General features: G+C 56.4%; 8 protein-coding genes. 3 read left to right on the forward strand and 5 right to left on the reverse strand.

Going from position 1 to position 12,210, the window contains the following annotated elements; translation table 11 throughout:
• Positions 1 to 34: 34 nt before the first annotated feature.
• Positions 35 to 919, reverse strand: a complete 885-nt coding sequence (locus ACYCFC_RS03270) for a DUF3577 domain-containing protein (RefSeq protein ID WP_459653116.1) — start codon at positions 917 to 919, stop codon at positions 35 to 37.
• A gap of 598 nt (positions 920 to 1,517) precedes the next feature.
• Here ACYCFC_RS03270 and ACYCFC_RS03275 point away from each other — a divergent pair.
• The 3 genes from ACYCFC_RS03275 to ACYCFC_RS03285 all read left to right on the forward strand — a co-directional run bounded on the left by ACYCFC_RS03275 (position 1,518) and on the right by ACYCFC_RS03285 (position 7,914).
• Positions 1,518 to 2,948 (forward strand): IS1182-like element ISPmo1 family transposase, encoded by a 1,431-nt coding sequence (locus tag ACYCFC_RS03275; RefSeq protein ID WP_459653117.1) that lies wholly within the window; start codon positions 1,518 to 1,520, stop codon positions 2,946 to 2,948.
• A 415-nt stretch (positions 2,949 to 3,363) separates the two neighbouring features.
• Positions 3,364 to 7,062, forward strand: a complete 3,699-nt coding sequence (locus ACYCFC_RS03280; protein ID WP_102857157.1) for a YobI family P-loop NTPase — start codon at positions 3,364 to 3,366, stop codon at positions 7,060 to 7,062.
• Positions 7,063 to 7,293: 231 nt separating this feature from the next.
• Positions 7,294 to 7,914 (forward strand): tyrosine-type recombinase/integrase, encoded by a 621-nt coding sequence (locus ACYCFC_RS03285; RefSeq protein WP_102857158.1) that lies wholly within the window; start codon positions 7,294 to 7,296, stop codon positions 7,912 to 7,914.
• A 304-nt stretch (positions 7,915 to 8,218) separates the two neighbouring features.
• Here ACYCFC_RS03285 and ACYCFC_RS03290 read toward each other — a convergent pair whose 3' ends face one another.
• The 4 genes from ACYCFC_RS03290 to ACYCFC_RS03305 all read right to left on the reverse strand — a co-directional run bounded on the left by ACYCFC_RS03290 (position 8,219) and on the right by ACYCFC_RS03305 (position 12,133).
• On the reverse strand, positions 8,219 to 8,779 hold the full coding sequence (locus ACYCFC_RS03290; protein ID WP_017246267.1) for a hypothetical protein: 561 nt from the start codon (positions 8,777 to 8,779) through the stop codon (positions 8,219 to 8,221).
• A 225-nt stretch (positions 8,780 to 9,004) separates the two neighbouring features.
• Positions 9,005 to 9,463 (reverse strand): hypothetical protein, encoded by a 459-nt coding sequence (locus ACYCFC_RS03295; protein ID WP_017246266.1) that lies wholly within the window; start codon positions 9,461 to 9,463, stop codon positions 9,005 to 9,007.
• Positions 9,464 to 9,471: 8 nt separating this feature from the next.
• Positions 9,472 to 9,834 (reverse strand): DUF3703 domain-containing protein, encoded by a 363-nt coding sequence (locus ACYCFC_RS03300; RefSeq protein WP_017246265.1) that lies wholly within the window; start codon positions 9,832 to 9,834, stop codon positions 9,472 to 9,474.
• Between the two features lie 16 nt (positions 9,835 to 9,850).
• A complete protein-coding gene (locus ACYCFC_RS03305) occupies positions 9,851 to 12,133 on the reverse strand; it encodes a heavy metal translocating P-type ATPase (protein ID WP_017246264.1) in 2,283 nt (760 codons plus the stop codon).
• Between the last annotated feature and the right edge of the window lie 77 nt (positions 12,134 to 12,210).

Here is a 12,210-nt window from a genome sequence, read left to right on the forward strand (position 1 = left end):
TGCGGGACGCGTGCCCTAGGTTAGGCCCAGTGGGTCAGAACGAAGCCACCCGCGCGGGCTCCTCGACAGGGGCCAAAATGAGGGCAGTGGGTTGTGGGCCACCGTTGTCGACCTCGGCGAGAACCGTCTTGTCGGACGCGTGAACGTCTTCGGGAGCGGGGGCTTCGGGCTCTAGCGGATAGACCTTTTCGCCGTCGACTTTGATCAGGCTGACGCGAACCAGCTTCGACTTCAGGCTTCCGCTCACTTCACCAGCATGCTCGCCTTTGGTACGGACGTAGGCATCCGCCTTCATGTCGTTGAGCGTGAAGGCAAGCAGCACCTTCTTCTTCGCTTCAACGGCCTGAATGCAGCGCTGCACCAGGTGTTGGGCGCCGTCGTCAGCTACGGTGGCCTCGATATAGCGATACTCGGGATCGCCAACCGGGCCGGCCAAGGCTGCAATTGAGCACGAGAGGAACGGATCACCGCCGTTCGGGATCATCCTGGGATTGTTCAAGTAGCCGATACCGCGGGTATGCAGCTCGTGATGCTCGATTTCGTCCAAGGCGCTGCGCTCCAGTACCTCGGCCTTGAGTAGCCGGGCCTTCATGCTGGCAGCTGGATCGCCCGAGAGCCGACGGAACGGATCGATCCACAGATCACCGAGACGAAAGCGGACCAGTGGCCGTTGCTGGGGATCATCGGTACCGATGTAGGGTTGGAGGAGTTTCTTGGCTTCGGCACCTGAAACCCGCACGTCGAAGTAGCGTCGGACCGGGTTATTTGCAGGCCCGAAGAGCGCCGCTACAGTGCACGCGAGAAATGGCATAGCCTTGCGGCCACCCTTCACCTGTACTTCGCGGACACGCTGGATGTAGCCGATGCCCGAGGTGTGGATGTCGAAGTACGACTTTGGATTGGAAGTAGTGCTGGTCATGGCGGATCTCCATTGACTTGGGAACAAGAAAGCGAAGACACACCGGCCCAATGCGGGGAGGTGCGTAACCCCGCGGTGGGTTGAGGAACATATGCATCCGCTACCGGCAAGCCAGTAGGCGTTCGCGCGAGGGATGCGGTGCGAACGGGGTCGGTCACACGGGGAAACCATGAGCAGCCTTGAAGACCGAAGCTGCCTGGCATGTCGCTGACAACGTCAGCGGAACATGGGGTGAGCCTGGCGCTACGCGAATCTCTCGGCCAGGGGGAATCGGTAATCGCGCGCGACCGCATTGGTCAGTCGCCGCAATAGCTGGTGATGGGGCTGGTATCGTTGCATAGATAAACTTGGCCAAGCAGGCGTAGCTGAAGTCGTCTGGCGTTCAGCGTCTCGGGAATCGATTAGAGAGCGTTACGTGAATCGATTTTGAGGAGAGGTCTTCCCACCAGTAGGGATCGGTAACAGCCGACCCGCAGCTGTCGTTTGGTAGGCTGAATCTACAGACTATATCTAAAGGCAGAAATCGGCCCAGAGTGTGTAAAAACATCCCGGTAAACCCTTGCTATGATTTCCGAGAATCTCATCGCAAGGGACGCCCATGAAACGGTTTATCCAGGGTGAACATCGAGGTCAAAGCACCTTACTTCCCGAAAGCCTCGACGACTACGTCAGCGATACCAATCCGGTTCGGGTGGTTGACGTTTTCGTCGATGAACTCGATTTGGCCAATCTAGGTTTTGATGGCGTCATTCCAGCCGAAACCGGCAGACCTGCCTACCACCCGGCGATCCTGCTGAAGATCTACATCTACGGTTACCTAAACCGAATTCAATCGAGCCGACGTCTGGAGCGAGAAGCCCAGCGCAACGTCGAACTCATGTGGCTAACCGGGCGTTTGATGCCCGATTTCAAGACCATCGCCAACTTCCGAAAAGACAACAGCAAGGCCATTCGCGGCGTCTGCCGCCAGTTCGTTTTGCTCTGCCAGCAGTTGGGGTTGTTTGACGAAAACCTGGTTGCCATCGACGGCAGCAAATTCAAGGCAGTGAACAACCGTGACCGCAATTTCACCAGCGCCAAACTGAAGCGGCGCATGGAAGAAATCGAGGCGAGCATCGGCCGTTATTTGGCTGCGCTCGATGCGGCTGATCGACAGATTCCTAGCGCCTCCGCGCCAGACATTGCCAGCCTGGAAGATAAAATCGCCAAGCTCAAATCGCAGATGAAAGAGCTTCAAGGGATCGAAACTCAGCTCAACGATTCCCCTGACAAACAGGTTTCGCTGACCGACCCGGATGCCCGTTCGATGATGACGCGCGGCAGCGGTATCGTCGGCTACAACGTGCAGACGGCGGTCGATACGCAGCACCATTTGATTGTTGCTCATGAGGTCACCAACAGAGGTTCTGACCGCGACCAACTCAGCTCGATGGCCAAGCAAGCTAGGGAAGCCATTGGCGCAGAAACATTGTCGGTAGTCGCCGACCGAGGCTACTTCAAGGGTGAAGAAATCCTCGCCTGTCGCGATGCAAACATCACCGCTTATGTGCCAAAGCCGATGACTTCAAGCGTCAAGGCTGATGGCCGGTTCAACAAAGATGCCTTCGTTTATGACGCGACGAAAAACGAATATACATGCCCGGCTGGAGAGGCACTGATTTGGCGATTCTCCAGCGTTGAGAAAGGCATGAATATGCACTGTTACTGGAGTTCAAAGTGCCAGAGTTGCGCGCTGAAAACCCAGTGCACGCCAAGCACAAATCGTCGAGTAAGGCGCTGGGAACATGAAGCGGTGCTGGAGGAAATGCAACACCGGCTGAACCAAGCACCGGAGATGATGCGGGTTCGGAAGCGGACTGTTGAGCATCCCTTCGGGACGCTCAAACAATGGATGGGAGCAACGCACTTCCTGACTCGAAAACTGAATGGGGTGAGCGCAGAAATGAGCTTGAATGTGCTCGCCTACAACTTGAAGCGGGTGATGAAAATCATCGGCACCGAAGGCTTGTTGAAGGCGATGGCGGCGTAAAAGCCCAGCTTTTACTGCCCCAAGAGGTGCCAAAGCGCTTCATACGCGCTCTGAAGCGTTACCGGCGCTGATCGTGGTAAATAATCGGGAAATCGCCACGCATAGGAGCAATGGGCTGAAGCACGCAAGATAAGAAAGTGTTTTTACACACTCTGGGCCAGAAGCTGACTATGGCATCGGTCCGCAGCAGGCAGATAGTTGCCAGTCCTACAGACTACTAGACACTGAGCTTGAATTTCAGCCGCTTGCTGTAAGCGTCCAGCCAAGTCACCTTCCGGACTCCAGCATTAACACTACAGCTGGCCCCGCATGTAAAGGTAGGAGCCTGAGCAACAGGCGCGCGAGTATTAGAGCCAGCGTATTTGTCAAGATGTGCGATATTGCTGCAATCTGGGAGAGATCGTCAGGAGGACATGTGGTCTGTCATTTTTTGCGCGGTATCTGTAAACGTGTTCGGGGCATCTTCTGTTCTCAACAGGAGCCTACCAAGGAATCGTGGGATCTGGTCCCGCTTATCCCAAAGTACTTAGTAGAGGAGCATGGCGGCTATGCCACCGCTATCGAAGCTGCCCTCAAGGACGATCAAATCCGCAACATCGCGTTGTCCGGCAACTACGGAGTTGGTAAGAGCAGCATCTTACGGGAAGTCGCGCGGCGGCAGGACGATCGTGTTGTAGAACTATCGCTCTCGACGCTTGCGCCTATCGAGGTGACCCTGCTCGATGAATCGGTGCCTATCCAGGCGACAACCCCGACCAACCGCATCCAGCAGGAGATTGTCAAGCAGCTGCTCTACCGAGAATATCCGAGCAGAACCCCTGGCTCGCGGTTCCGGCGAATTGAGCGTTTTCGATGGTGGCGGGCGATCGGAACTTCAGTCCTGCTGGGATTTGTCGTTGCTGTAATTTTCCTGCTGGCTGGATGGACGGTACAGATTGCTTCCGTGTTCACGCCATATGTGGATAGCGGTATTTGGGCTCACCCAGCCATCTGGAGCGCAGCGGCCCTAGTTGCTCTGGTGATAAATTGGCTGTTCTATGGAAAGCTACAAATTAGGCAACTCTCGACCGGCACCGCAACCGTCACGCTCGCCGACAGTTCGGTGTCGTACTTCGATCAGTACCTCGACGAGATCGTCTACTTCTTTGAGGTATCAGGCCGCGATGTCGTGATCTTCGAGGACATCGACCGCTTCAACGACTCACACATCTTCGAGACACTTCGAGCGCTGAACACGCTGCTCAACGTTTCACCTCAGATCAAGAAGCCAATTCGATTCATCTATGCCATCAAGGACAGTATCTTCGACCGTATCGGTCTAGAGAAGGAAGGCCGCAAGCTTGAGCCGAACGTACTCGAGAACGATGATCCGGCGCAGGCCGAGGCTATGCGCGCCAACCGCACAAAATTCTTCGATCTGGTCATCCCGGTGGTGCCCTTTATCACGCACCGGAGCGCTCGCAACTTAGCCGTACGGCTGCTTGGTCAGATTGAGCACAAGGTAGCTCCGGAGCTACTCGATTTAGCGGCGCAGTACGTCCCCGATATGCGGCTGCTCAAGAACGTACGTAACGAGTTCATCGTCTTCCGCGACCGGATCTTCTCCGGCGATGGCGAACAGCTCAACCTAAGCGAGACCGACCTGTTCGCGATGATGCTCTACAAGAGCACGCATCTGACGGACTTCGAAACGATCCGGCTCGGCACCAGCAAACTGGACATCCTTTACAAGGTCAGCCGCGAGCTTGTGACTGAGAGCATCAAGCAAATCGAGGGCGAGCGCCGGGTGCTTCGACAGCGACTCCAACGGATCGAAGGGGCGGCCAAGCGCAGCGCGCAGTTGGGTGAGCGCCTGATTGCGCACATGCAGCGGACGGCAGAGGCAGCAGGTTACCGGTCGCAGAACGCGAAGTTCGAATTCAACCGGGTCGCCCTCTCATCAGATGACCTTAAGGGAGCGAGTTTCTGGACAGACTTCGCTGCGGTCGAGGCCGATGACCTGGTGCTGAAATGGAGCAACACGGTGAGGTACAACGAGGTCTATTTGTCGTTCAGCCGGGATAATCTCGCAGCAGCACTCGGCGATCCGCTAGACGCGGAGAGCTGGAACAAAGCAGATTATGAAGTGCTAAATGAGCAGCTCGATGGGAAAGCTGAGGACATCAAGTTCCTGCGAAGTGCTGATCTCGGCGTTCTTGTCAAACGACCGATGTTCCTTGTCGAGTTTAATCAGGTCAGGCAGTCATTCGAGGCGATTGCGAAGGAGCTTCTGAAGGAGGGCTTGGCCTACCAGCTTGTCCGCGCCGGATACATCAACCGCAACTTCACGCTATACACGTCAACGTTCCATGGCGATCGGGTGACTCCAGCTGCTACGAATTTCATCATCCATCATGTTGAGAGAGACCTGATGGACGAGCAATTCGAGCTTACTCCAGAGGACGTGGACGCGGTGGTTCGCGAGCAAGGCAAGAACGCGCTGACGGAGCCGGCGCTTTATAACATTGCCATCCTCGACCGTCTTTTAGCAGTCGACGTCGGTGCGGCAGAGATCATGATCTGTTCCCTCGTGAGCCTCGGGGAGCGCCAGACACGCTTTATACAAGCGTATTTGAGCGCTGGTAGTGAGCGCGCTAAGTTCATCGAACGCTTTACGGCTGCGTCTTCCCGAGTGCTCGTCTATCTCGTCAGCCACGCTGACTTGGACGATGCTTCACGACTGGATTTGATTAACGTCGCGTTGGCGCACCTTCCCTCATCGAAACAGCGGACAGATGCTGCAGTGTCTAGCTATCTGTCTACGCACTATGCTGAACTCTCGGTGCTTACGTCTGACGCGACTGAGTCGGTCCGGGCAGAACGTACTGGCGCGCTCTTTGCTAATGCGAGCATCATCCTGCCACGTCTGGAGCCGCTGGCTCGACAGGTTCGCCCGTCGTTCGTGTCACGTAACCTGTACAAAGTCACACACGACAACCTTTCGATTGCTATCGACAACACGACCACTTTTGCGCTCGATGTCATCCGGGCATCTAATGAGACGGTGTACGACTATGTGCTCGGGAATTTGAGTACATACTTGGACGCCGTCGATGGTATGTCCGCGACGATCGATTCAAACGGGTACTTCCTCTCTGTGATCGAAGATGTGCTCGGGCAAGAAACGCCACGCCTTGGCGATGTGATCGAGCGTGCTGCGCCAGATTGTGAGGTCGCGGACCTCGCAGAGGTGTCTGAGGAAGCGTGGCCCGCGCTGGCTGAACATAGACGCTTCCCGGCAACATTCAGCAACGTCAACCGCTACTTCCTGACTGTCGGATTGGTCGATGCGCCGCTGGCGAAGGTTCTGATTGCCGCTAGTAAAATCACAGATATCGGCACCGCTGACGATGAGTCGAAGACTGCGTTGGCGGTGGCAATCCTGGCAGCAACAGATCAGCTGCCATCCGCTGGGCTACGTGTGGAGCTGGTCGCAAGCTTGAACCTGGAGGATTACCTCGATATTGACGATATCGCGGCGGAAGTCGGCGAGCTCTTCGCGTTGCTGCTCAAGCACAACATCATTGAGGACGATACGAAGTCCTACGAGCACCTTGTGGCTACTGATTGGCCGACGCGCAAGGCGTTTATCCGAGAGTCGAGGAAGTTTTCGAGCTACATGACTCCGGCGTTGGTAGGGGCGGATCTAGCGGTGCTCCTGACAAGCGATGAGATCGATTCGACAATCAAGGGTGTGGTTGTCGAGCAAGCCAAAAAGTATGCGGAGGTGGCCGGCCTTCGAGGGCTGAACGAACTGGCACGATTCGCTACGCAATCCGGGCGCGAACTCTCGCCCGATGTCGTGCAGAAGATGGCCCAAGGGGATGTCTCTGCGCAGCAGATCTTACTGCTACTTGAGCCACACCTAGATGTGATCAATCGTGACCAGCTCTTCACGATCCTGCAAGCACTTGACGGTGACTACCCGGAGCTCACTGAGGTGGGCCGCAATAAATTACGAGTGTCGAATACGCCTGCTGACCGTGCGCTCCTTGAACGTCTCAAACGAGAAAATACTGTCAGCACCTATGACGAGCGGAAGGCAATGATCGAGATAAATAGGAAGCGTAAGTGAGACGGGCTATTCGAATTACGCCAGCACGAGGATGGCTGGCGCTGTAAACCTTCCGCGCAGCGAGTGGCCTCTGTGTATCCTAGAAAGCAGCCCATTAGATCGACTATCGCTGCACACCTGTTGAGCCTGCTTTAATTCGTTCGCTACCTTCCACCTATGGCCGCTTTTGGCCGGTTAGCGACCATTGCTCTGGCTAACCATCCTTGTCCTCTCACACGTGGAGGACTTGCCATGAACATCATCGCTACCTGCAGCCGTCAGCTCTGGAACAAAGGGAAATTGGTCGGGCAGAAAACCCCGCTCCGACTGAGAGATATCTGGGCGATCCGAGTAAGGCTTCAAATTGCAGAAAGAACCCGTGATCTGACCCTCTGCGATCTGGCCATCGACAGCAAGCTTCGAGCATGCGACTTAACCAAGCTGCGTGTGCGCGACGTTGCCCATGGCGAACACGTGCCATCACGGGCCATGGTGATGCAGCAGAAAACGCAGCGGCCAGTGCAGTTCGAGATCACTGAGCAAACACGGTCTGCTCTCGCGGCCTGGATACATCAAGCACAGCTCCGCAGCGAGGACTGCCTTTTTCCGAGCCAGCTGCATACCTCAGACCATCTATCCACTCGTCAATACGCTCGTATCGTCAAAGGCTGGGTGAAAGCCATTGGCCTTGATCCGGCCATGTATGGCACTCACACAATGAGACGTACTAAGGCATCACTGATCTATCGCAGAACGAAGAACCTGCGGGCGGTTCAACTGCTGCTCGGCCATACGAAGCTGGAGAGCACCGTTCGATATCTTGGGATTGAGGTCGATGACGCCTTGGAAATGGCGGAGCAGACCGAGGTTTGACCATGTATAGCGACGGTCGAAGTCAGGCCGTCGCTAACCGGCCAAAAGCAGCCATTAGCCAGCCATACATGCAGGTGTCCGCTGATACAGAGTTGACGTATTCGTGCCGCCTATTGGTTGATGCGTCGACGGCGCGCACACAAGAGTCACCATTTACAGGTGCTTTAGCGCTGAATCTTCAGGTGAGCCAAAAATTGAATCGGTGGGCGCCAGCCCAACGCCCCTTAGTGTGAGTTGGGCTGGCGCATGAAAGTATTCATACCGTACGGGAACAGCATGCTGTCCGTGGAATAAGTGTGAAGTCTCAGCGCTGTGGCATGCCCATATGCTGCTGATGCTGCATCATCTGATCCATCATCATCTGCTGCATACCCATGTACCTGTCCATCATGTATTGATGCTGCTTCATCTGCTCAGGCGTCATCTGGGAGTAGTGGCTGCCCATTTGATCCCAGCCCATCATGTGACCCCCACCCATCATCTTACCGTTACCCATCATGTGGCCACCGCCCATCATCTGACCGTCACCCATCATGTGACCGCCCTTCATGCCCCCTCCGCAGCACCCCATCATTCCGCCACCACGCATTCCGTTCATCATGTGCATTCCTTGCTGCATCATGGTTTGGTGCTCTTGCATCAGTTTCTGACGCTGTGCAGGGTCGCTAGCTTTCTGAATTTGGCTCATTTGCTCCTGCATTTTCTTCAGGTTTTCTTGTGCCTTCGCCATCTCTTGATCAAATTGCTCAACGCTCATTGGCTGCTGTTGAGCCTGGCTGGTGGCGCTGGAGTCCTGCTGCGCAAAGGTTAAGGCCGGAAAAAGCGCAGCCGCCAAAGCGAAGGCGGCGAGTTTTGGTGCTTTCATTGCTCAGTTCCTTGCAGGTGAAAGTGGGTCGTGGGGTGAGTCACCAGTAGTCAATATAGACCTCGAAGACGGGTGTAGCCTGATGCAGGTCAAAAGTTGACCCCGTACCTGCTACAGGTTGTATTAAAGCTGCCCCGACCAAGGAGGTTGCCTGGGGGAGCGAATTTTCAGTGGCCAAGAGGTATTGCTCTCTAGGTGAGCAGCCCTGTCTGGGCATGGCGTGCTTCAGTAGCTAAAGCCATTTGCCGCCAAAGCTGCCCAGCGGCGCTGACGGTGGGCGTAAAACTGACGCGCAAAAAGCCACACGAACGGGGTGAGGATGCCGGCCTCGATAGTCACGCGATCTCGGTAAAGCGTTCCGCCACTCACTTCTTGAGCCGTAATGACGTGATCCCACTTGGTGATCAGCGGGCTATAGCCGTTGTCTCTAAGCATGAAGGTCTGAGCGTTTTCCATCTGCGGGTAGGTAATCACAATCGCCTGACGGCCAATGGGAAGTACGCCGAATAACTTCAGCTTGACCCAGTAGGTGCCCTCGCTCCAGGTATCAGGAAACTCAGCCGGAGCCAGCGGGCTGAAACTCAATAAGGGTGAAGCAACCTGACGCAGCAGGCGTGGTGTGCGCACCTGGGCGATCACCTCTGCAAGTGGGCACGGCAGTTGGGTGGCGAGATCGACTTGCATGGGCGCAATCACCGGCTGGATAGGTTTTGCTCGTCACTCGCAAGCAAGGTCTGGAGTTCTTCAGGAACCGGCATGGGCTTGAAAGCACTGACTCTGGAGCGGCCTGTATTGCCGAGGGGCACCCAGATTCTGGAGAACAACAAGGCCGCGAAAATGCGCGGTATTTGCCCGGCCACCTCGCGATAATCGCCAATCTGCCAACCGAGCGTGAGCATCAGCCAGTGTGATCTGGCGTGCGGCAAGGGCTGGCGTTGAGTCAGGATGTGCGCACGCTCCAGCCATTGAAAGGCCTCGGTATTACGCCTCTGCTGCATGGCGTGCTCGGCCTGTTGAAAGGCTTGTTCAATTGCAAGTTGCAATGCTGCTTTCATCTTCAATCCTCCGTTCCTACTTTTTAAGCAGGCGCAGGCCGTTGAACACCACCAGCAGACTGACACCCATGTCTGCAAAGACTGCCATCCACATCGTCGCCTGTCCCGTTAGAGTAATGGCGAGAAACAGAGCCTTGATCCCTAACGCCAGCACGATGTTCTGCTTGAGGATGACGGCGGTCTGTTGGGACAGGCGGATAAAGGCCGGGATCTTGCGCAGGTCATCATCCATCAAGGCTACATCCGCAGTTTCGATAGCCGTGTCCGTGCCGGCAGCGGCCATGGCGAACCCGATTTCGGACTTCGCCAGCGCCGGCGCATCGTTGATGCCATCGCCGACCATCCCAACAACGTAGCCACGCGCCTGCAATGCTTCAACGGCCTGCAATTTGTCGACTGGCAGGAGATTACCGCGTGCTTCGTCGATGCCCACTTGCTGTGCGATGGCTTCTGCGGTGTGCGGGTTATCGCCGGTCAGCATCGTGGTCTTCACACCCAGCGCATGAAGCTCCTCGATTGCCTGGCGGCTGGAGTCTTTGACGGTATCGGCAACCGCGAACAGGGCAATGGCACGCTGCGGATTGCACAACACCACCACTGTTTTGCCTTGGCGTTCGAGACGTTCCAGCGTCGCCTCCAGCTCGGGTGAGCAGAGGCCAAGCTCTTCCACCAGACGGTGGTTACCCAGGTGGAAATCCATGCCATCAATGGTGCCCCGTACACCTCGACCCGGCAGGGCTTCGAATCCCTCAACGGTAGCGAACGTCAGGCCATTCTCAGTGGCATGCTTGGCTATCGCTTGCGAAACCGGGTGGTCAGAGCGACTGGCGAGGCTGGCAGCATGGGTGCGATTGAGTTCTGAGTCCTGTTCAACCAGCGGCATGTAGTCGGTTTGCACGGGTTTGCCATGGGTAATGGTTCCGGTCTTGTCGAGGGCCAGGAAGCCAAGCTTGCCGCCAGTTTCCAGATAAACGCCGCCTTTGATCAGGATGCCTTTGCGTGCAGCCGCAGCTAAACCACTGACAATGGTGACAGGTGTCGAGATGACCAAGGCGCAAGGGCAGGCAACCACCAGCAGTACCAGGGCACGGTAGATCCAGTCGTACCAGGGCTCGGCCATGAAGAGTGGCGGCACGATGGCGACAGCCAGGGCGAATAGGAATACGACAGGGGTGTATACCTTGGCGAATTGATCGACAAAGCGCTGGGTCGGCGCGCGTGAACCCTGCGCCTCCTCGACCGCGTGAATGATACGTGCCAGCGTGGTGTTGGCAGCGGCGGCCAGGACGCGGTATTCCAAGGAGCCGGCTTCATTGATGGTTCCAGCAAAAACCGGATCGCCAATGGTTTTCTCTACAGGCAAGCTTTCCCCTGTGATCGGCGCTTGGTTGATGGTGGAGTTGCCGGCAGTAACCTCGCCATCGAGGCCGATTCGCTCGCCCGGTCGAACCCTAACCAATGCGCCTACGGCGATGGTTTTAACGTCAACTTCCAGCCATGTGCCATCAATCTGCTGCACCGTGGCGCGCTCTGGCGTCAGATCCATCAGGCCACGGATGGCATTGCGAGCCCGATCCAGCGACTTCGCTTCGATCAACTCGGCGACAGAAAAGAGGAACATGACCATGGCCGCTTCTGGCCATTGCCCAATCAGCACCGCACCGGTCACCGCGATACTCATCAGCGCATTGATGTTCAGGTTGCGGTTCTTCAGCGCGATCCAGCCCTTTTTATAGGTCGTCAGGCCGCAAAGCAGAATGGCGAGCAGCGCCATGCCAGCCACAGCCCAATCTGGCGCAAGCTCGGCAAAGTGGATCACTTCCGCCGATACGGCGGCCACCCCCGATAGCGCCAAGGGCCACCAGGCCTTCTTGCGCGGGGTGCCTTGCGCTTCTTCGTTTGCTGCTGCGGAACCCTCAACCACTGGCGTGAAACCAAGCTCGCGAATAGCTGCCAGTGCTACTGGCAGGGCTTCTGCTGAGTGGCTGAGCGTCAGTACACGTTGAAGCAGGTTGAACTCCAGCGCACTGATACCGGGTAGTGAGGTCAGCTTGTCGCGGATTAACTTTTCTTCCGTTGGGCAGTCCATCTGTTCGATTTTGATGCGGGCTTGCCCTTCAGCAGATAGCGGCTCTGCTTGCATGCCCAGGGACGAGATCGCCGCTTCGATAGGCGCGGTCGACGGCAAGCTGTGCCATACCCCAAGAATCCGATTGATCAGGTTGAAGTCGAGCTTATCGATGCCTGCGAGCTTGCTCAGTTTGTCCTGAATCAGCGTCCGCTCGGTAGGGCAGTCCATTTGCGCAATGCGGAAGCTACTGAGCCTGGAGCCGGTTACGGTATTTACCGCTGTAGCCACTGTGGCAGAGCAGTTGC

Source organism: Stutzerimonas sp. NM35, from assembly GCF_054604355.1.